This window comes from Enterococcus thailandicus (assembly GCF_001886265.1).
Lineage (GTDB): Bacteria > Bacillota > Bacilli > Lactobacillales > Enterococcaceae > Enterococcus_B > Enterococcus_B thailandicus.
The window spans coordinates 46,188-67,918 of the sequence record NZ_JXLE01000002.1 but is presented as its reverse complement, the minus strand read 5'-3'; the positions used below and the strand labels follow the sequence as shown (position 1 = coordinate 67,918).

General features: G+C 35.3%; 22 protein-coding genes, 1 CRISPR repeat array and 1 riboswitch. Of the genes, 5 read left to right on the top strand and 17 right to left on the bottom strand.

What is annotated here, in order from left to right:
- Positions 1 to 3: 3 nt before the first annotated feature.
- The 10 genes from RV17_RS01855 to RV17_RS01810 form a co-directional block, all read right to left on the bottom strand.
- The gene (locus RV17_RS01855; protein WP_071868348.1) at positions 4 to 897 is read right to left on the bottom strand and encodes a VOC family protein; all 894 of its coding nucleotides are present in this window, start codon (positions 895 to 897) and stop codon (positions 4 to 6) included.
- Between the two features lie 14 nt (positions 898 to 911).
- The gene (locus RV17_RS01850) at positions 912 to 1,871 is read right to left on the bottom strand and encodes a ring-cleaving dioxygenase (protein WP_067481953.1); all 960 of its coding nucleotides are present in this window, start codon (positions 1,869 to 1,871) and stop codon (positions 912 to 914) included.
- Positions 1,872 to 1,907: 36 nt separating this feature from the next.
- Entirely contained in the window at positions 1,908 to 2,330 is a 423-nt protein-coding gene (locus tag RV17_RS01845) for a MarR family winged helix-turn-helix transcriptional regulator (protein WP_071868347.1), read from the bottom strand.
- A 161-nt stretch (positions 2,331 to 2,491) separates the two neighbouring features.
- On the bottom strand, positions 2,492 to 3,064 hold the full coding sequence (locus RV17_RS01840; protein ID WP_071868346.1) for an accessory gene regulator B family protein: 573 nt from the start codon (positions 3,062 to 3,064) through the stop codon (positions 2,492 to 2,494).
- Positions 3,065 to 3,157: 93 nt separating this feature from the next.
- On the bottom strand, positions 3,158 to 3,895 hold the full coding sequence (locus RV17_RS01835; protein ID WP_071868345.1) for a LytR/AlgR family response regulator transcription factor: 738 nt from the start codon (positions 3,893 to 3,895) through the stop codon (positions 3,158 to 3,160).
- 313 nt (positions 3,896 to 4,208) lie between these two features.
- Positions 4,209 to 4,364: an AgrD family cyclic lactone autoinducer peptide gene (locus RV17_RS01830; RefSeq protein WP_082294043.1), complete on the bottom strand. Its 156-nt coding sequence runs from the start codon at positions 4,362 to 4,364 to the stop codon at positions 4,209 to 4,211.
- A 142-nt stretch (positions 4,365 to 4,506) separates the two neighbouring features.
- Positions 4,507 to 5,802 (bottom strand): sensor histidine kinase, encoded by a 1,296-nt coding sequence (locus RV17_RS13205; RefSeq protein ID WP_140444158.1) that lies wholly within the window; start codon positions 5,800 to 5,802, stop codon positions 4,507 to 4,509.
- 272 nt (positions 5,803 to 6,074) lie between these two features.
- The gene (locus RV17_RS01820; protein ID WP_067481945.1) at positions 6,075 to 6,275 is read right to left on the bottom strand and encodes a cold-shock protein; all 201 of its coding nucleotides are present in this window, start codon (positions 6,273 to 6,275) and stop codon (positions 6,075 to 6,077) included.
- 187 nt (positions 6,276 to 6,462) lie between these two features.
- Complete coding sequence (locus RV17_RS01815) at positions 6,463 to 8,106, bottom strand: hypothetical protein (protein ID WP_071868344.1); 1,644 nt, start codon at positions 8,104 to 8,106, stop codon at positions 6,463 to 6,465.
- A 3-nt stretch (positions 8,107 to 8,109) separates the two neighbouring features.
- A complete protein-coding gene (locus RV17_RS01810; protein ID WP_067481941.1) occupies positions 8,110 to 8,844 on the bottom strand; it encodes an ABC transporter ATP-binding protein in 735 nt (244 codons plus the stop codon).
- Positions 8,845 to 9,014: 170 nt separating this feature from the next.
- Here RV17_RS01810 and RV17_RS01805 point away from each other — a divergent pair, with 170 nt between their 5' ends.
- Positions 9,015 to 9,317, top strand: a complete 303-nt coding sequence (locus tag RV17_RS01805; RefSeq protein ID WP_071868343.1) for a DUF2316 family protein — start codon at positions 9,015 to 9,017, stop codon at positions 9,315 to 9,317.
- 114 nt (positions 9,318 to 9,431) lie between these two features.
- Positions 9,432 to 9,581, top strand: coding sequence for a hypothetical protein (locus tag RV17_RS13370; RefSeq protein ID WP_169819312.1), 150 nt, complete (start codon positions 9,432 to 9,434; stop codon positions 9,579 to 9,581).
- 437 nt (positions 9,582 to 10,018) lie between these two features.
- On the opposite strand, the gene RV17_RS01800 is transcribed toward RV17_RS13370, so the two are convergent.
- Both RV17_RS01800 and RV17_RS01795 read right to left on the bottom strand, forming a co-directional pair.
- The gene (locus RV17_RS01800) at positions 10,019 to 11,800 is read right to left on the bottom strand and encodes an ABC transporter ATP-binding protein (RefSeq protein WP_071868342.1); all 1,782 of its coding nucleotides are present in this window, start codon (positions 11,798 to 11,800) and stop codon (positions 10,019 to 10,021) included.
- Entirely contained in the window at positions 11,800 to 13,542 is a 1,743-nt protein-coding gene (locus tag RV17_RS01795; protein ID WP_071868341.1) for an ABC transporter ATP-binding protein, read from the bottom strand. The genes RV17_RS01800 and RV17_RS01795 overlap by 1 nt, the downstream gene beginning before the upstream one ends.
- Positions 13,543 to 13,677: 135 nt before the next feature.
- On the opposite strand from RV17_RS01795, the gene RV17_RS01790 reads away from it, so the two are divergent.
- Complete coding sequence (locus tag RV17_RS01790; protein WP_071868340.1) at positions 13,678 to 14,514, top strand: AraC family transcriptional regulator; 837 nt, start codon at positions 13,678 to 13,680, stop codon at positions 14,512 to 14,514.
- Between the two features lie 67 nt (positions 14,515 to 14,581).
- Here the strand turns inward: RV17_RS01790 and thiT are convergent, their stop codons facing one another.
- From thiT to RV17_RS01775, 3 genes are all read right to left on the bottom strand, one after another.
- Positions 14,582 to 15,142, bottom strand: a complete 561-nt coding sequence (gene thiT, locus RV17_RS01785; protein ID WP_071868339.1) for an energy-coupled thiamine transporter ThiT — start codon at positions 15,140 to 15,142, stop codon at positions 14,582 to 14,584.
- A gap of 55 nt (positions 15,143 to 15,197) precedes the next feature.
- Positions 15,198 to 15,299, bottom strand: a riboswitch (TPP riboswitch).
- 132 nt (positions 15,300 to 15,431) lie between these two features.
- Entirely contained in the window at positions 15,432 to 16,751 is a 1,320-nt protein-coding gene (locus RV17_RS01780) for a PTS sugar transporter subunit IIC (protein WP_071868338.1), read from the bottom strand.
- Between the two features lie 170 nt (positions 16,752 to 16,921).
- On the bottom strand, positions 16,922 to 17,635 hold the full coding sequence (locus RV17_RS01775) for a GntR family transcriptional regulator (protein WP_067481926.1): 714 nt from the start codon (positions 17,633 to 17,635) through the stop codon (positions 16,922 to 16,924).
- Between the two features lie 174 nt (positions 17,636 to 17,809).
- Here RV17_RS01775 and RV17_RS01770 point away from each other — a divergent pair, with 174 nt between their 5' ends.
- Entirely contained in the window at positions 17,810 to 19,234 is a 1,425-nt protein-coding gene (locus RV17_RS01770) for a glycoside hydrolase family 1 protein (RefSeq protein ID WP_071868337.1), read from the top strand.
- 321 nt (positions 19,235 to 19,555) lie between these two features.
- Positions 19,556 to 20,053: a CRISPR direct-repeat array (repeat unit 36 nt; unit sequence GTTTTAGAGCTATGCTGTTTTGAATGCTTCCAAAAC).
- Between the two features lie 177 nt (positions 20,054 to 20,230).
- Here RV17_RS01770 and RV17_RS01765 read toward each other — a convergent pair.
- A complete protein-coding gene (locus tag RV17_RS01765) occupies positions 20,231 to 20,602 on the bottom strand; it encodes a pyridoxamine 5'-phosphate oxidase family protein (RefSeq protein ID WP_071868429.1) in 372 nt (123 codons plus the stop codon).
- Between the two features lie 214 nt (positions 20,603 to 20,816).
- Here RV17_RS01765 and RV17_RS01760 point away from each other — a divergent pair, with 214 nt between their 5' ends.
- A complete protein-coding gene (locus tag RV17_RS01760; protein ID WP_067481922.1) occupies positions 20,817 to 21,254 on the top strand; it encodes a PH domain-containing protein in 438 nt (145 codons plus the stop codon).
- A gap of 65 nt (positions 21,255 to 21,319) precedes the next feature.
- On the opposite strand, the gene RV17_RS01755 is transcribed toward RV17_RS01760, so the two are convergent.
- Entirely contained in the window at positions 21,320 to 21,697 is a 378-nt protein-coding gene (locus RV17_RS01755; RefSeq protein WP_071868336.1) for a MerR family transcriptional regulator, read from the bottom strand.
- Positions 21,698 to 21,731: the final 34 nt, after the last annotated feature.

Here is a 21,731-nt window from a genome sequence, read left to right as displayed (position 1 = left end):
CTTCTATAACGTATTCAATTTGGGAAGTCTTTTTAAAATTGCTGACTTTTGTGGTAAAAATTTATCTGGTAACATAAATTCCTCACCAAGTGTTTCTAAAGGTTCGTCAACAGTAAATCCAGGCGTCCCCGTTGCTAATTCCAACCAAACATTCCCATGTTCTTGCAAATAGATGGATTGGAAATATTTACGATTTTTGATTTTTGTCACAACGTATTTGTCTTCTTGTAATCTCGCTTTCCAATCTGGTAACGAATCATCTTCAACCAAGAATGCGACATGGTGAACTGTTCCTGGCCCGAATCTACCAGGAGTTAAAGTTTCTTTAGGAACAATCAATTGTTGCTCCTCTTCCTCACCGAAAAAAAGATGGTAGCCGAAAGCTGAGTTACGTACCAAAGTCATACCCAATCCTTCCGTTAATAGCTGAACCGTTGCTTGGGGATCTGCAGAAAGTAATACGCCGCCAAATAAACTAAGAATCGCCGGGGTCTCCGAAGTTTTCTGATTTTCAACTAAAGCAATCGTCAATCCATCTGGATCAGCGAATTCAATTGTTGGTTTTCCAAATAAATCCGTTTGTTGCGTAGTAATTGAAAATTCTTCTAAACGACTAAGCCAATAACGCGTACTTCCTAACGGTATTTGAAAAGCCATCGTTCCAACTTGCCCACTTCCAACTCTGCCTTTCGTTTCATATTTCCAAGAAAAGAAAGTGATGATGGTACCGACCTCTGCATCATGATTCCCAAAATAAAGATGATAACTATCTGGATCATCAAAATTAACAGTTTGTTTCACTAAGCGTAACCCTAAAATGTCACGATAAAAATGAAGTGTTTGATCTAAATCAGCAACGGTTGCAGAAAAATGATGAATTTTATTTAATGGACGCATACTATTCTCCTTTGTTAACGTTTTGTATCAAAAGGTTTAATCGCGCTTTCGATTGATGCACGTTGATTTTCTAAAAATGGTGGTAATGATAAGATTTCGCCTAACGTTTCGTAAGGTTCGTCCTCCATAAATCCTGGTTCGTCCGTTGCAAATTCAACTAAAATATGTCCCAATCGAACATAAAGTGATTCAAAATAGTAGCGGTTGACATAACCTGAATTTGGTAATCCAAGATCGTCAAAAATCTTTTGCCAAACTTCTAAAGAACTACGATCAGCTAAACGGAATGCAACATGATGAACTTCACCAAAGCCCTGTTGCCCCTGAGGACTAGTTGTATCTTCTACTAAAATAACTTGTGCCCCATTTCCACCTTCACCGATTTCCAACAAATGACGGTTACCGTCAACAGCGATTTCTTTAAAGGTTAAAACATTTTCGAAAAGTGCACGAAAATCATCAAAGTAAGAAATTGTGATTTCCACAGGACCTAAACCGTAAATAGCAAACTCAGTTGGAACTGGTCCATTTTTCCAAGGTGTACCTGGACGAACACCTACGTTCGTTTCATCGGAAATCAATTGGTAAGCTTGCTCATCTTCATCCCAAAAACGTAAAATCTTCTTACCGAAAAGTTCAGAAATTTCTTCATGTTTCACAGCAAATTCATCAAAACGGCGCAGATAATATTCTAGTGCTGCATCAGTGGGAACACGAAAACCAATTCTTGAAATTGAATTGGTGCCCTTTTCACCTTTTGGATTATTAGGGAAGTCGAAAAATGTCATGGTTGTTCCGGGTGTACCATAATCATCAGCATAATACGTGTGGTATGTTTGGATATCATCTTGGTTTACTGTTTTTTTCACCAGACGCATACCCAAAATATCTGTAAAGAACTGATAATTTTTCTTAATGTCACTTGTCATGGCAGTTACGTGGTGAATTCCTAAGGGTTTATCTTGTATATTCATTTCAATTTCCTCGTTTCTTCATAGTTATATTTATTGTCAGTTATCTTTTACTTTTTTTAATAGTTTTTCTAGTTGCAATAGTTCATCTAATTCAAAATCAGCGAAACATCGACCAATTGTTGCTGCGTGTTGCGGAAAAATTTCAGCCATTAGTTGACAACCCGGATCGGTAATCGCAACATACGTTTCACGACGATCCGCCTGATTCGTTTTGCGCTCGGCTAAACCTTTTGCTACCAGCTTATCAATCACGTAGGTGGTACTGCTACTAGCAATCAAAATTCTCTCTTGGATGGTTTGAGGTGTTTGCTTGCCTTTATGGTAAAGAAACTCAAGTACAGAAAATTCGGTGATATTCAAACCATAATTTTTAACGTCTTTTTTCACCACAGCTTCCAGTTTTCCACTTACGCGCAATAAGCCAATGAATACATTTAAAGCCTGAGTTGTTTGTTCCATTTTCCCACCTCCATCTACTTAAAAATAAATATCTCCAATTCGAGATAATAATAGCCGGAATGAATTTAAATTGCAATTTATTTGTCTTAAAGTTAAACACAACTAGAATTTTAGAAAAGAAAAAAGCTACCTCCCATTGTGAAAGGTAACTTTTTAACTTACTACTCTTTAACTTTGATGAATAAAAGAATTGTTGCACTTGTCATTCCTAACAGGATGCACATTCGATAAAAATCACTAGGAATCGCTACGCCAATGAATAAAATTACTATACTGACAACGATTGCTTTCATTCGTGTTTTCTCAACTCCTGCTTTTAAACGCTTAGGATCGATTGCTGGTCCTTTGAATCCGATAATCACTGTCAAAAGTGCTGCAGCGCCTAAAAAAGCAAGTCTACCAATGGTAATATCAAAAAAGATGGCACCAAATGGCACAATCACTAATAAAAAAATACTTTGGATTGTACATAACCAACTCTTGCTAGCGTGATAGCCATAAGAATTTCGGCGAATGGCGAAAAACGTCACGTGGGTAACAATCACAGCTGGAACAATTTGTAAGAATGCTGCAACAGCATAAATAAAGACAAGTTTAATTAATTCAACAAGTAATGTCGAAAGACCATACTCGATTTTTGCAGTTTCAAGTTCAGAAAGGTTTAAATTTGAGCCAAGCTTTTGACTTAAGTTCTTTGCTATTTTCTCCTCTAGTGAAACATATTCATTTGTCATATTTTCATCTCCCCTAAATTTGATTATATAAGGAGTTGAAAGTGAGAGAAAGCAAACTCATAAGTGTTAGTTATTTCAGCAAAAGTGTTAAGTTTATTTTTGATTAAAACGATCCACTAGTTTTTTCAAGTGACGAGTAGACACTAGACACTCCTCGTCATTGACCATTGTGATTACGCGTTCCTTTTTGTCAATCCGACTGATATTGTTGACATTCACTACATAAGATTGGTGACAGCGATAAAACGACTGACTGAATTTCTCCACATCCTTGATTTTTCCAGTATATTCGACCATTCTGTTATCCAAATGAATAATCAGCTTATGCGGTGTTTGGCTCGATTCGAAAAATAAAATCTCGTCTACGAATAATTTAATGTCCAGCACACCACTTTTGATTCGAATCTGTTCACGACTAGGAAGCTCTGTGTTCATATAACGTTGCATCGCAGTGTCAATGCAGCTAATCACTTTTTTCTGTAATTCTTCAAAGTCGTCTTTTACTAAGTAATCCATAGCTTCTACTTTGTAAACAAAAGTTAAATAAGACATATCACTATAAGAAGTTATAAAGACAATTTTAGCAGTCGGATCATACTCGCGGATTTTTGCACCTAACATGATTCCATTCATTTCGGCATTGAGGTCAATGTCTAAAAAATAGAGTCCTTCTGTTCGTTCCTTACGAATAAAGTTCAAAACATCATTAGGATCAGGAGTCTCCATGGCAAATTCTATATCATAATCCATCATCATTAGATAGTTTTTTACAATTTTGGTAATTCGATTTCTATGAACTGTTTCATCATCACAAACAAAGATTTTCAACACAGCTATCGCCCCACTTCATCTCTCATTTTTACCGCTTTATTATTAAGCGAAACGCCCAAACTTTTAGCGCTTGGGTAAATTATTGTATCATAGTTTTGTTTTATTTTGTGAAATACTTCTCAAGTAATTCAATAGGTCTATCTTCATAGTAAACGCTATTCTGAAAAAGGCAACCCATCACAAAAAAAGGCTTACCGAATACCAATCAAAAGCTCATAAAAAAAGACATAACACTGTCGGCTGACAATGCTATGTCGATAAAACAACTACGATTAAAAGCATTCACCTTATTGGCAAAAGCTCTTAAAGGTAATTATTTTTCCATTTCATTTTTTAACGCTTCTGGCATTTTTGGTTCGTAAGTAGCTAATAAACAAATACTAGTTGTAGAAACTAGTTCATAGGCAACCAACGCAACAGCTGATACCATGCTTAACATTTGAATCTTAACATTTGAAAATTTTTTCATGTCTTCTCCACCCCTAATTCAATAGTAAAATAATAGCGTGTTTTGCTACTACTCTATAAAAATTATAATAAGAAAAGTGATATAGACCTTAAACAATCAAAAGTGCGCCTTTTTTAAGAAAAAGTGCGCACTTTTGATTCGCTTAATTCAATTTGTCAAAAATCGTAATGATTTGAATAAATTGATTGTTGTCAATTTTTGTTTCTAAATACACATTTGGTTGGGCTTGGACCAATTCGTCTAAGTTTGTTAAACCAATTCCACGATTCTGAGATTTAGTTGAAAAATTCGCTTGTTTTAAAACATGTAGTTTAGGAATTTTCTCCCGACAGCGATTACTAATGATAAACAAACACGCCTGATTATGAATGGTTACGGTTAATTCGATTTCGGGATTGTCAACATTTTGTGATTCTTCAATCGCATTATCTAAAATAATCCCCAGCATCCGAACTAGAATCAGCGATGGAACTGAAATTTTGTCAATTGTTTTTGGCACATGGATATTAACGCGAATTCCTTGTTCATATGCACTATACAGTTTACTGATGATAATACTTTTGATTTCTCTAATTTCTAAATGACTAACGGATGCCATTTTTAAGATTTCTTGATCAAAGATTGTCCCAGTTCCTTTGATACTGGAGTAAAAATAGTTTTTCAGACCAGTTACATCATCATTTTCGATGTAATCTTCTAAAGAAATCAGAATGTTTTTATAATCATGTTTAAATTTTCTGAGTTCTGAATAGTTTTTCTCGATTTGTTCACTGTAATCAATCAAATAATTCATTCGGTTTCTTTGCTCTTTTGCTTCGTATTCCGCCTGTTTGACGAAGATGATTGAAAAACAAATCAAGGCAGATAACATTCCGTATAGAACAATAAAAAATGCATTTGCGTGTCCAAAATATTCATTTAGTGAGGGATAGCGATCAATTACGATTAGAGCAAAGTACATCATAAATGTCAATGTGACGATGGTTGTACTAACTTTCAAGATTAAGTCATTACCGAAATATTTTTTGATAATAATTTTTTTGAATATCCAAGCGAACAAAAAGTAGATAAGTGTGTTAATTGCTAAACGAAGAACTTGATTTACTTGATTATCATAATCAAGTCCCGCCATGTACAAACCAGTAGCGAATAAATTATCAGCAAAGATATACAATAAAATCGACAAGGATGACGAAAAGAAAGACCAGTAATAACCACGTCGAAAGTACAATAGAATACCACACATGTAGAGCCATAACATTCCGGTTGAAACCACATCTAATTTCATATACGTTAGCACATAGACTATCATGATCCCAACACAAAACAATAGATATTTTTTATTTGTTAATTCATCGTTGAAATAGCCTAGGACAAATAACATACTTGCTAACTGTCCAACGATCATAGCCAAAATGATGAAACTAGGTATTCCCAAAATATTCTCCCCCTATTTCCCTAACTACAACCGTTTTGTTTACATTTCTTTTGATTATAGCTAACTATTTTGAGCCATATCTATTATATCAAAAAAACGCAAGTTATTATAAAAAAAGCACAATTAATTATGGATCGTTCAGAAATGTAAATATTACATAAATAATACACTGTAATGTCTTGCTTTTTTTAGTAGATATAGAAAAATATTCGACCCAAATAAAGACACAAAAAAACCGCCTCAGACGAGACGGTTAACAGTCAATGTAATAATTAAGCTTTTACAATGTTAGTTGCTTGAGGTCCACGTTGACCTTCTTCGATATCAAAAGTCACAGATTGACCTTCTTCTAAAGTTTTGAAACCTTCACCTTGGATAGCTGAGAAATGTGCAAATAAGTCATTTCCATCTTCACCAGTGATAAATCCAAAACCTTTGTCTGCGTTAAACCATTTTACTGTACCGTTATTCATATTATAGTTCCTCCTAATTACGTATCAAGTACGCTTTTTGTTGCAATTAATTGTTGATAAGCAAAAGGAGTTTTGTATAATGTGCCATACAGCTCAAATTACGTTTCAAAATAAATTACTTGTTTACTATACCATGGGCACTGGCTGAAAGCAACCTTTTTGCTAATAAGTTTATTTTTCTTTGGAATTAATCTTTGATTCTAAATGTTTTAGGTGCTTTTTTATAAATAATCACGAAACCAATCCCGACATAGAGTAAGCAAGCCACCGACACGATGATTGCATAAAAGAATCCTGATACTTTTAATTGTAGATTCCCATACGCTATCCAATAAAAAAGTATGGCAATGATTTTATACAGCGGACTGACCACTTCCATCTCACTAGTGAATGGTTGAATCAAGTAATAGATAAATAATTCATGAAATGAAAATAAGGCAGATAATGCCAGTAATAATAAGGCTAAAACACCAAAAAATGTCCAAGATAAAAAGAACCCATTAAGCACCGATAAAAGAAGATAGACACTAAAAATTCCGATTGATAATAAACCATTGTAGAAAAAAGTCTGCTTGAAACGGTAATTGAATCCATGAATGATTGTTCCTGCTTCACGATAAAATGGATAATAGAGCATCGCTACATCACAGTTAACAAAGACCATTTGAACGACTTTCTTTCCAAAACTCATGACATACATGATAAAAAATAGCAGACTTAAGGTTCTTGTCATCTCTTTTTCAGTCAAAGCTTCTCTAACATCAAAGAAACTAAGAATAACAACAACAATTAATGCAGCAACTATCGTATACACACGTAATCGAAAAGCACGGTTCAGTATTTTACGATACCGACTAAATAATAAAGCATTCAGATATTGGTTACCATCTAAATGAGCGAATCGTTCCTCCTGGTTCATCACTAATTTTTTCTGCATGGCTAATCCATCACTAAGATAACTTTTACCAGAAGCAAGTTCTTGACTGGCAACATTCGACAAAGTAGTCATCTCACTCCAATAAAAGACATAGTCCAGTTCCCTTTTAAAGTGGAGTAAAGCATACCAACTGAAGATGAGAAAAACGATGGATAGCGTGATTCCAACCCAAGAAAGGAAAAATGTTAACACAGCTACTGCTAATTTTACCCAGACAAGAATCACCGTGCTACTAATAACAACAATAGTCACTACACTACCAAAAATCACCCGTTGGCGCTTTGATAAGTGCCAAGTGAAAATAATTCTACCTAAATAAAGATAAAAACAGCGAGAACCAACATACGTTAAAAAAATAAAACAAGTTACTTTAATCGGTTCACCGATAGCAAAACCATAAATGATGGCAGCAGGAAGATATCTTAGGCCATGTATAAAGCTGTCAGTTAGTTTATATCCACGGATGATCCTCTGCTTAGGACGTTGGAAATGTTCAATAAAGTCAACAATTCTCTTCTCTCCTGAGATAACGAACCCATCATAAAAATTAAACAAAACAACCACTACCATGAACCACAAAAATAAACCAAGATTGCCAGTGTGGTGAGTAAATGCTTTACCGGAAAATAAATCTGCTCCGCTCAATAGTATCGCGAGTCCATAGTAAAGAGCCAACCATAAACCTTTGGCGAGAATACTGCGGATATTTTCAATTATCAAACCAATGACGGTTAAAATTTGTTTCAATTCATAACTTTGATAGAAACGAGTAGGTATGAATTTTCCAATAACAGGTATTTTTCGTGAATAAAAAACAAGTCCATTGACCTTTTTAGTGACTGAAACTTGTTCTAATTGCCAATAGTCGCGCAAATAATCAAACATCCGATTCATAGACTACGCCTCTTCCTTTGTAAAAGTAGGCCGTTCTTCTCTATCAGACAACAGATCAATGATTTCCTCTTCGAAATCTTGGTCATGAATCTTATCTGATGCAATACCAATCAATTTTTTGTGGTGTAGTAACACGATTTCGTCACAAAGATCTTGTGCTAATTGTAAAATATGAGTCGAAAAAATAATAACCGAGTTCGTTTTCATCTTTAAAATCAACTCTTTCATCTCGTGGGCGGCAACAACATCAAAAGACGTTAATGGTTCATCTAATAATAAAACAGGTGGTTGGACCATAAGTGAAACCAAAAGCTGTACTTTGTTTTGCATTCCGTGAGAAAAATCTTTTAACAAACGGTGTTGGTCTTGACGTTCGATCCCTACTGAATCTAGATAATTTTCTGGCCGTTTGATTTCTTCAATCCGATCTTGATTGATATCAATAAAAAACTTCACAAACTCATATGCTGTCATAAATGCTGGTAAATGTGGCATCGTATAAACAAAACCGATTTCAGTATTGTCATAGTCTGTGTTGAGAATGCCATTTTTTTCAAGGCCAATCGTTCCATTATCAAGTAATAGATTTTTTGAAATACAATTGAACAAGGTTGTTTTCCCAGAACCATTTCGTCCAAGCAAACCGTAGATTTTTCCCTTTTCAAAGGTAAAGCTAGCATCATCAAAAATCACTTTTTCATCAAAATTTTTCGTTATGTTTTCCAATACTAATTTCATTTTTCACCTCTTAATTTTTTTGTTCTTGTCTTCCTCGTTTCCTTGCTAATTTTACTTTACTGCATATTGTTAAGCTTTCCAATAGTGAATCACGTTTAATCACAGGTTTTACTTGTATTTTTCATTTATTAGGACTATTATTTCTACTATTAAATCAAGGAGATGGTCTGATGTCTTTAACAAAACAGCAACAAATAAATACACTAAATGAATTTCAAGAAAACTTTGCTTTACTAGGTTCATCGACTCAAGAAATTGCTGATGAATTAAGAATTTCTCCGGAGAAAATAGAAGCCATTTTGCTACTACAACCAGCTACAATCGAAGAACCTTGGATTCTAAAAAATTATTTAATCGAAAAATTAATTGAGCAAGGAAAAACACCTATTCCTTTCTCTGCTTTAATTGGCGATTATCATGATTATTGGTTCCTTGACACAAGAAAGATTGAAAAAAGAATACTCACGGATTAATCTTAAGAAACTCTTTACTAGCTGTTTTTTCTCTTTTATGTTATATTAATTGTGGAATTTCGTTATCAACGTAGTAGTTGCCTTTCGTTAAGATTTAAGAAAGGAGAATGAATTATGACATTCTATAACAAAAACTTACAATATCGTGTTACTTTAAATACTGATTTGAATCTATTTATCGTTTTTGATAAAGACAATGCAAACCACGTAGCTACAGGTGTCACGATTGAACAAGCTGTACAAGAATTGAAAAAATCCCTATAGGAGAGATATCTCATATGAATGATTGCAGTTCTAGTCATTAAAAGCACCTACTGGATGAATACAGTAGGTGCTTTTTTGGTTCTGCTATTTCTTCAGTTTTCTTTAATTTGTAATTAGATTTCTTGCTATTAAGGATATTCCCTGCTATTATTGTTCTTAACACGAAAAATATTTTTATCGCGAATTGTTAATTTGTTTGATGAAATTTAATCAACACTGGCGTAACCTTGGAGTTACAAGGATGTATTAGAGGTTAGGGAATACATCGTTTAAATGAGAAAAATTAATTGTTAGTAATAGTCACCACCAACTTTAGAATAATAAATATTGATTAGTTAGATAGCCTTCTCTTAACAGAGAGGGCTATCGTTCATTTTACAAGAAAAACAGCAAGAAGATACGAACTGCCTCGTACGCTCCTTGCTGTTTTTTCGTTATCAATTTGTTTGAAGTAAATCATATTGTGATTGATACAAATGATGATAAAGACCTTGTTTCTCCATCAATTCTTCGTGTGTCCCTGCTTCTGCAATTTTCCCACCTGCGACATAAAAAATTTGAGAACTATTTTTAATTGTCGATAATCGGTGAGCAATAATAAAGGAAGTGCGCCCTTTCAATAACTGCTGCAGACCTTCTTGTAGTAATTCTTCTGTTTTAGTATCAATACTTGAAGTGGCTTCGTCCAAAATCAAAATTTTTGGATCTGCCAATAGCGCTCTGGCAAAAGAAATTAGTTGGCGTTGTCCCGCAGAAAGTGTGCTACCTCTTTCTTCGACAACGGTATCGTAGCCATCTTTTAGCTCTTTGATAAAATCATGAGCTCGAACGATTTTAGCAGCTGCAATTATCTCTTCTTTTGTTGCATCTAACTTTCCGTAACGAATATTATCAATAATTGTCCCAGAAAAAACAAACGTATCTTGTAGCATGACGCCCATTTGTGTTCGTAATGAAGCGAGTGTGACTGACCGAACATCATGACCATCCACTTGGACACTTCCCTCATTAACGTCATAAAAGCGACTCAAAAGATTAATAATAGTTGTTTTCCCCGCGCCTGTCGGGCCAACTAACGCAATACTCTCACCTGCGTTAATATGGAAGTTAACATCATTTAAGATATTCTTGCCTTCTTCATAACGGAATGTGACGTGATCGAATGTAACATTTCCTTTAATCGGTGGTAAAATCTGTGCATTTGGTTCATCTTGGATATCAGGTACTTCATCCATTGTCTCAAAAATCCGTTCCAAGTAAGCTGTTGCAGTAATCAGTGAGTTATAAAAATTTCCAATATTGATTACCGGATTCCAAAAATTGTTGATATAACCGATAAACGCAATCAATGTCCCTGTTGTAACATTAACCCCGATTTGACGAATACCTACAAAATAAATCAAGCAAGTTGTCATTACTGCAATATTTTGAACTCCCGGCCACAGCATGAACTGAACATTGACAGCTTTCATCCAGGAGGAACGATACTCATCACTGACTTCATTGAAAATCTCGTAGTTTTCCTGTTCACGAGCAAAAGATTGTGTGATTTTTATACCGGATATACTTTCATGAATATACGCATTTAAATTTGATTGCTTATTACTCAACACTTGATATGCTTTACGTTGTTTCGTTTTGATGACCATAACAATCACAAATAAAACTGGCAGTAAAATTAAACTATACAAGGTTAATTTGACATCAATAAAAAGCATAAATATTAGAGTAATTAGCACATTGAAAATGTCTGAAATCAAGTTAATCAGACCATTACTTAGCAGGTCGCTTAACGTATTGATATAGTTAACGACACGAATCAAAATTTTCCCATGAGGTCGATTGTCAAAATAGGAAAATGGTAAGTGCTGTAGATGTTCAAAGATTGCATAACGCATATCTTTTAAAATATCTTGACCAATCTCGGTAATTGCATAAATTCGATAACGCATGCACCAGCCAATGACCACTAGCGAAATTAAAAAGATCACACTTATTTGGACCAATAATGTGGTATTTCCTTTTGGAATCACATCATCAATGGCAATTTTGGTAAAGTAAGGTCCCAACATCCCGGCAGTATTGGCAAGAATGATGACGAACAAAGCCTTGAAAATCGCTTTTTTATAGGGTTTAACATAAATGGCTAAGCGACGGTAATGTGACCAATTGAATTCTTGCTCCAGTGTTTCATCCACATCAAATTTATTACGTGCCATTAGTTCCCCTCCTTCTCTTGGATACCTAATTGTTTTTGGTAAACTTCATAGTATCGCCCTCTTTGTTCCAGTAATTCTTTGTGTGTTCCTTGCTCAATTACTTGTCCTTTTTCCATCATTAGAATCAAGTCAGCTTCACGAACAGAAGAAATACGATGAGCGATAATGAATGTTGTTTTTTCAGTTGTTAGTTGTGTTAACTCACGTTGGATCTTGAATTCTGTTTCCATATCCACAGCTGAAGTCGTATCGTCCAAAATAAGAATTGATGGGTCTTTCGTTAAAGCTCTTGCTAAAGAAATGCGTTGTTTTTGTCCGCCAGAAAGTCCTACACCACGCTCACCTACAATTGTTTCGTATCCTTCGGGCATCCGTGAAATAAATTCATGTGCATCAGCAATCTGTGCCATTTGTTGGACGTACGTTTCATTTGCTAAAGGATTACCAAAAGCAATATTATCTTCAATCGTGTTAGAAAATAAAAAGACATCTTGCATAACCATCGAGATGTTTTCACGTAATTGACGAACAGGGTACTCTTTTGCATTCTTTCCATCAATCAAGACTTCACCTGAAGTTGGATCATAAAAACGACCAACTAGGTTAACTAACGTTGTTTTCCCAGAACCTGTTTCCCCTAAAATACCAATCGTTTGCCCTGGACTAATCTTAAATGAGATGTGTTTCAAAACTAATGTATTTGGGTCATCAGAAAAATGGAATGAAACATCTCTAAATTCAACATGCCCTTTGATTTTTTTTGCTTCATCATGAGTCAATACAGGAATTTGTGGTTTGGTTCCTAACATTTGACGAATTTTGATACAAGCTGCCGAAAAACGTTGAACATCGTTAATCAACCAGCCGCTCATTCTCATCGGCTGATTCAGCATCCATAAAAAGCCATTGAATGCGATCAAATCACCCAAGGTCATCTTTCCTTGAATAACAAATAACCCGCCTAAAATTAACGTAATCACGTTCAAGCTTCCAGCTAGTCCATCTAACCAAGGTAAGTATTTCATAGACACCTCGGCTGATTTCATGTTTTGTACTTTGTAATCTTCGTTGTGCTCAACGAATTTTTGAATTTCAAAGTCTTCTCTAGCAAAAGCTTTGACGACTCGATTTCCCCCGATGTTCTCCTCAACCATCGAATTCAAACGGGAAAAACTTTCACGAATCTCAAAAAAGATTGGTCGTGCTTGTTTCGACATCTTCTGGGTAAGCAAGAAAATGATTGGTGTGATTGCAACCAACGCCAACATCAATTGCCAATTAATTGTCGCCATTACGATGACAGCAATACTGAACCATAAAATACATTCAATGATGTTATAAACGACCCACGAAACAAAATGACGAATAGCGTCTGTATCCCCTGTCATTCTAGCCATAATATCCCCAACTCGAGTGTGATTAAAGAAATCAAAATCAAGTTCTTGTAACTTTTGATACATTTCTTGTCGTAATTCAAACAAACTGTTCTGACCAATACGTTCAAATAAAATTTGATAAGTATATCGAATGATCGTTCGAAAAATCGTGATACCAATCATTAATGCTAATAAAGGAATCAATAAATTAGCTTCACCTTTTTCAATTACTTTGTCGACAATCTCACCAGCCACTAATGGGTTGACTACAATTAAAAGCGCATTGATTATTAAAAAAATAATTGCCAGAAATCCTTTATTTGCATACTTCTTTACATATTGCCAAATCCATTGATAATTGCTCATTTTATTTCCCCTCCTATACGAAAGCCTTTTCTCAATCAAGTACTAGCTTATCTTTAATAAATTTGAAAGAAAATGGTTATTCTTACTTGTTTTGATGTACAATATTATCAAATCCACAAGAAAGGGTTTTCATTTATGAGTTATGCAAATGCCCAAATATTTAACCCAGAAATTATTTACGCTTTTGATCCTTGGAATGAGGAAGGAAACAAAAGTGACATCCACACCCATGATTTTCTAGAAATCAGTATTGTTTTAGAAGGCCAAGCGAACTACACCATCGAGGAACAAGAATTTCAATTAAATGCTGGTCAAATTATGCTTTTTAACCCTGGCACCCATCACGGTGAAGAACAAAGAACAGGAACTTATTCACATCAACTTCATATTGGTTTAACGAATATTTCATTAGACGGACTAAAGAGAAATCACTTACCAACTAAAAAAGCAATTCTTAATCTTGGGGAATACCAATGGGAATTTCTCGACAAAGCGTGGCGTCTAGTTAAAGAATATAGTGAAGAGCAACCTGAGTTTCAATTAATGGTCAAAGCGTTAATTATCGAAATGTTAGTACTTATTTTAAGAAGCCTAGAAAAAGTGCAAGATAATACAGTCACTCTAGCCCTTTCAAAAAATGCCAAACGAAAACAGTATTTAGTCAATCATGCCATTTACTATTTAGAAAACCATCACACGCAAGAAATTACTTTAGAGCAATTAGCTGATACGTTGTATGTTAGTCCTACGTATTTATCAAAAGTTTTTAAAGAGTCTACAGGTATGAGCCCCATCAATTATCTTATCCAAGTTCGGCTAAAACATGCCAAGGAACTACTAGCAAACGAGCAACTAACTATCCGAGAAATTTCTCAAGCTGTTGGTTATCAAGATGCGTATCATTTTAGTAAGCTCTTCAAAAAATATTACGGCGTCTCTCCTTCACAACTAGCAAAGAAATCACTGGCATAACAAAAAAACTCTTAAAAGACTTGTTCATTCTGAGTCTTTTAAGAGTTTTTTTGTTTTCAATTCCTTTTTACTTCAAAGGATCAAATAATTTTGGTGAAACTCGATAACATATACCGACAACGATTGCTACAGCGATTGCAGTAGCAAGGCCACTTGCGCCATTCATGACAAATGAAAAAAGCCAAGGGTTCATACCTTCTGGTGCGTAATCTCCCCAAAAAATACCGCCAGCCACAAAATGCCAGAAAAAGCGAGTAAAGGTTCCAACCACCGATGAGACAATTAGGATTCCATAAATTTTGGTTGTCTCTCCATTCACCATTGCGCGATGCAAAGATAAAGTAAACAATCCAGCGAATCCAGCAAAGGTAAATGCAATTGGGTATTCAATTAAAACTTGTGGGATACTTAAAAATTGAACTTTCCCCATTAAAAAGTGTAATAGACCCCAAATCAAGCCAGCACCTAACCCTGCCTTGAGACCTCTACGTAAAGCATAAATAGTTATTGGAATTTGCCCGATCGACAAAGTAAAACTGCTTCCAATGTCTAGTGGAATCAATGAAAGCACCATAGCTAATGCTGCGATAATTGTCCCCTCAATCCAAACTTTTGTTTCTGAATGCATAAAAAAACTCCTCCTTTAGAATCACCACAATTCACAAAGGAGAAGTGTTAGCTACACTTCCACTCGTCACAATTCCTACGTTCGTATGACCGAAACAGGTACGGAGGGTTTAGAGTAAACTCATTCTCAGCCTCGAAAGGCTCCCCTTTGTGAGTAGATTCTATTATTTTTTACTTACCCGACTAGCATAACATATTTTTTCTTTCGTCAGAAGTGAAAAAAATTTTTTTGTTTAAGCAAATCAAAAAGCGAACCATTGAACTGTTCGCTTTTTTAAGATTTCTGAACTTTATTTTGTCATATCAGACGTAACTTTTTCATCAATACGTAAAAATGGTAAGTAGATGAACACGCTAGCTGCAATAATTATCACTTGAAGAACTGCAGCACGCCAGTCCCCTCCAGTCGCTAAGAAACCAGAAATGATTGGTGGTGTCGTCCAAGGAATTTGGACAACGACGTGATTGATCAATCCAACTGCAGTCGCAAAATAGGCGACGGTTAACGAAAAAATTGGTGCTAAAACAAATGGAATAATCAAACTAATGTTAAAGACGATTGGTAACCCAAAAATAATCGGCTCGCTAATATTGAAGATAGCTGGTGTAACAGATAACTTAGCAAAATCTTTGTAGTCCTTACGACGACTAAAAATAAAAATCGCAATAAGTAAAGCAATTGTATTACCAGAGCCGCCCATTACAGCAAAAGTATCTTTGAATGCCATATTGATGATATGAGGAATCTCTTCTTTATTTGCATACGCAGCCATGTTTTCTTGCATATTTTGAATCAAGAATGGATCTAATAATGAACCTGAAATGACAGCTTGATGAATTCCGAAACCAAAAAATAGATTTGCAATAGATGTTAACAATAAGAATCCTGGTAGTCCAGTAGTGATTTTACTTAAAGGCTTTGTAATGATCGTAGTAATCAATGTGTTGGCATCCATATGGAACAACTGATTGATAGCAAATGAACCAATCGCAAATACTGTGATCGTCAACATAATCGGAATCAAGACATTAAATGATTTCAAAACAGCTGGTGGAATATTTCCAGATAAATTGATCTGAAGTTTTTCATTTTTAGATAACTTAATAAACAATTCTGTTGCTGCGAGACCAACAAAAATACCGACAAACATGCCTGAAGCTCCAGTGTAAGCAATCGGAATCACTCCACTCACTTCAATTGCTTTTTGACTGTTCTCTGGAGTGAACATCGTAACCATTGGTGTAAGGACAATAAAAGTAGAAATAGCAACCAACACTGCAGCGATTGAATTTTGATAATTGCGGCTAACGCACATATGATAAGAAACTGCTGCTACGACTAACAATGTAGTAATGCTAAGTGTACCATTGCTAATTGAAATTCCGATTTCTTGAATTGTAGATAAAGTAGCCGGTCGAATAAAGTGACCTAGAAAACCGGTCGGCTCCAATATGACATAGTTAATCAAAGTGACAAATCCTGCCAGCATCATAAAAGGCATGAATGTTGCAAATGCATCTCGCAACGTTCGTAAGTGAATCTGGTTTCCTAACTTTGTTGCGACCATCCCAAACTTTTCAAGAATGATCTCTTTTTTATTTTTACCCATAAAACTCTCCCCCTTCATTTGTAAGCGATTGCTTTCACCTAGATAATAACTCGTCTTTTTAATAAAGTAAATATCTTTTTTTAAAAATATATACTTTTGTCGAAAAATAAAAAATAAACAGCAAGAAGTTAAGCTTAACTTGCTGTTTATTTTGATTGTATATCCGATTTTTATTTTTCAACAAAGATTGCCTCAAAAATGAAGTCCTTATAAATATGTCTGGATAACGAATACTCAAACGGCGTTCCTGAGGACAAAGAAACGACTTTATCTACTTCAATCATAAATTCACCGGGCTCGATATTTAAAATTTTTGCATCAAACTCATTGGCGATATCTCCCTTAATCCATAAATGAGAGGATTTTATTTCCAAATTTAATTCGTCTGTGATATAAGCATAAACTGATTTTTTCAAATGCTTAGGTTCCAATCCAGGTATAACAGCCAATGGCATAAATGTTTGTTCAATCGAATAAGGTTGATGGTCTATAAATCGACTTCGAATAATATTGTAAATATAATCTTTTTCGCTGATTTCCAACATCTCCGCCACTTCTTTTGAAGGAAGTTCAATCGAAAAAGTATGGATTTCAGAGTCAACATGTTCTTCTCCCATCGCGCTCAATAAACCTTCGTTTGGACCGAAAACTTTTGAATTATCAATTGGTTTACGTAAGACTTCTGTCCCAAATCCGCTACGTGTTCGCAACACGCCCTCGGATACTAATAAATCAATTCCTTTTTTTACAGTTAATTTACTTGTTCCGTATTCTTCCGCCAATTGGTCACCAGTCGGCAATTTTGTTCCAACCTGATATTTATCATCCATGATTTTTCGCTTAACATCTAAATAAATCTCCATATATTTGGGAATCTGTTTCATACTTATCCTCCTTTCACTTAAAACAATAGCTTCTCATATACTTTACCATACTTTCAGCTGTTTTTAACTAAAAAAAATAAGCTCCTGTCGTAAAAGTATATATTTTTACAAAAAGATGTTTATTTTATTTGAAAGCGGTGTTATGATTGGTATGAATTTAAAGGAGGTCTATCAATGAGTACAATCAAAAAATTATCCTTTCCAGAAAATTTTTGGTGGGGATCTGCGTGGTCTGCTGAACAAGCTGAAGGTCGTGGCGAAACAGGAAAAGCTGAAACGGTGTGGGAACGTTGGTATAAAGAACAACCTAATCGCTTCTATCAAAGAATCAGCTCAGAAATCACAACCGATCACATTCATCGTTATAAAGAAGATATTCAATTGATGAAACAAACCGGGCATAATTCTTTTCGAGTATCTATTTCTTGGGCAAGAATGTTTCCGCAAGATGGTGTAGGAGAAGTGAATCCACAAGCGATTGCTTTCTATCGTGATTTATTTACTGAAATGAATAAAAACGGAATAAAAGTTTTTGCTAATCTTTATCATTTTGATATGCCTGCTAAGTTACAGGATCAAGGTGGTTGGGAGTCACGGGATGTTGTTGAGGCTTATGTCCATTTTGCAAAAACGTGTTTTGAAGAATTTGGCGATTTAGTCTTTCACTGGTTTACGTTTAACGAACCACTTGGCCCAATCTTAGGCTCTTATTTAGAAGACTTCCACTATCCCAATTTGGTTGACTTTAAACGCGGAAGCCAAGCCGCATTTTTTACGATCTTAGCTCATGCGAAAGCAATCGAAGTCTTTAAAACATATAATTTATCAAGCAAGATTGGTGTCATTTTAAATCTTAGCCCAACTTTTCCAAGAAGTAATAATTCCGCTGATGTCAAAGCCGCGGAGATTGCAGATTTATTTTATACACGAAGCTTTTTAGATCCAATGGTGAAAGGAAACTTCCCGCCCAAACTGGTTGAACTTTTAACCGAATATGATCAGTTACCACTCGACTTTACTCAGGAGGATTTAGCAACGATTCAAGCGAATACCGCCCAAATTTTAGGATTGAACTATTATGAACCTCGCAGAGTAAAAGCTCGTCTAACAGCAATCAATCCCGAAAGCCCCTTCCTACCTGAATGGTTCTTTGAAAATCATGTAATGCCCGGGCGTCGTATGAACGAATATCGTGGTTGGGAAATTTATGAAAAAGGAATCTATGATTTATGTATGGATATCAAGAATAACTATGGAAATATTGAAGCATTTATCTCTGAAAATGGCATGGGTGTTGCAAACGAAGAACGATTTATGGATGAAGATGGACAAGTAATTGATGAGTATCGGATTGAATTTATTCGAGACCACTTAGTTTATCTTTGGAAAGCAATTGATGACGGCTGTAACATCAAAGGATATCATTTATGGACATTTATTGATTGTTGGTCATGGATCAATTCGTACAAAAATCGTTACGGACTAGTTTCCTTAGATCTACCTACTCAAAAAAGAACAATCAAAAAAAGTGGCGAATTTTATAAAAAACTAAGTGACGAAAATGGATTTAATTACGATATTGATTTGTTAGTTCTTTAAACAATTATATCCCTGTAGCTCAGACTCATTCAGCAACCAAAAACTGGTTATGACAGAAAGTCAGTTTATGCTATACTAAAGAAAACTGTTCGTTGACATTCAAATAGCCAACATATTACCAAATAAATAGAAAGAAGCATTCAAACTGAAGCCTTGCTATGGGCGAATAGTGCGATTACGGAGCCTCAAAAAATTTATCCGAGGTTTTAGAGCTATGCTGTTTTGAATGCTTCCAAAACAGATTTTTGAGGGTGACTTTGCAGGTGCNGCCTTGCTATGGGCGAATAGTGCGATTACGGAGCCTCAAAAAATTTATCCGAGGTTTTAGAGCTATGCTGTTTTGAATGCTTCCAAAACAGATTTTTGAGGGTGACTTTGCAGGTGCTTGTTTTAGAGCTATGCTGTTTTGAATGCTTCCAAAACTGCTTAAGATGTAATGATGAAACCGTCATTGTTTTAGAGCTATGCTGTTTTGAATGCTTCCAAAACCCATACGATCCAAGAGTAGACTACAACAACGTTTTAGAGCTATGCTGTTTTGAATGCTTCCAAAACCCATACGATCCAAGAGTAGACTACAACAACGTTTTAGAGCTATGCTGTTTTGAATGCTTCCAAAACCCATACGATCCAAGAGTAGACTACAACAACGTTTTAGAGCTATGCTGTTTTGAATGCTTCCAAAACCCATACGATCCAAGAGTAGACTACAACAACGTTTTAGAGCTATGCTGTTTTGAATGCTTCCAAAACCCATACGATCCAAGAGTAGACTACAACAACGTTTTAGAGCTATGCTGTTTTGAATGCTTCCAAAACTGTCGTGTTTTGGATTATGACTTTGCTGCTGTTTTAGAGCTATTAGTTTTGAATGCTTCCAAAACTAATAGATTTGCTGAACAAGCTACTCAAATGTTTTAGAGCTATGCTGTTTTGAATGACTGGCTAAATGTATGATAAAAAAGGACCGCCCATTGAGAGCTGGTCCTTTTTTTGTTAAATTTTTTGATCAATTTCAGTGACAGTTATTTGTAGCACACGGCTTAAGAACGGAAACTTTTCCTTCATTTCATTAAAAATTGGTCCCCCTGTGATAAACTCAGCGGTTCCGTGCAAATGGAATCCTGCACCAGGTCCTACTGTACCAATGACTTCTTTGCTTCCAACGGTTAACATCACTTGATTATTTTTTTTGATATCTTGTTGAACACTGTGCATCCCAGCTGCAGGAATATATAATTTATCGCCACTGATTTGAACATAGCTATTCCAAGTGTTCACAGCATGAAAGCCCGGAGCATTTTCACTCGAAGAAATTATTGTTACTGCTCCCTCATGTCTCATTACCTCTAAAAATGTTTCATTCATCATTTTGCAGACCTCATTTCAATTATCGTAAGTTTATTATAGCACCACTAAGTATTTCGTTCACTTTCTAGTAATAAAAAAATCAGACTTATACCCTAAAAATATATACTATAATTATGCGCGACGTGGTACGATAAAATAAGGTATGATTAGTTAAACAGTCAATCATACTAAGTGTTTAGACACAAAAAACAACAACTTAGGAGGTATCAATATGGCATTATTTAATAATCTTGTACAAGGAGCTTTAGGAAATTACTCAGAAAAAACGCCAGAACAATTGACTCAAGAATATGGAGCATATCTTTTTGATAATGAAGAAATTACGATGGGCTATCAATTGGTTAGGGATGCGTTGATTTTTACCAATCATCGAGTGATTTTTGTTGATAAGCAAGGAGCAACTGGTAAGAAAACCGCCTTCCACTCGATACATCTTGATTCAATTGTCGAAGTCGATATGGAAACTGCTGGAACAGGATTAGATGACAGTGAGATTACAATTACTTATCTTAAAAATATTAATCAACGTTCAAACAACGAAGTGCATGCCGTACATAAATTTGAATTTCCTAAAAAGACGGATATCTTACCCTTATACCGCTATCTAGGAAATGTCAGTATGACAAATCGAACGCGAATCAACAAATAATTTTGAATTGTTTCGCCCACTTTACCCTATCAAAAGGTGCAGTAAAGTGGGCTTTTTTTCGTTATTTATTGTAACTTTTGTTCAGACTCGCGCATGTGCCCTTCGTAGTTTCCGACTTTAAATAGCAAATAATCATGTGCTTCTTGCATTTTAGTTATTTTTTCTTGCATCAGCTCAGCTTGCTCCAGTAATAATGCTTTGCGAGCTGGGATCGTTGAATCATCGTTTTCATAAATCATCGCCACATATTCGCGTAAGCTTTCCACACCCATTCCTGCATTCCGCATCGTTTTTGCGAATTTCAACTGATTAATACTTCTTTCTGAAAAATCACGTAGCCCGTTTTCTTGTCTTGGTACGGGCATAATGATTCCGATTCGTTCATAATAACGGATGGTATCATTCGATAGTCCTGTTAGATTGGCTGCTTCTTTGATATTCATGTTGTTTCCCTCCGGCAATTGATCATTTTGCAGC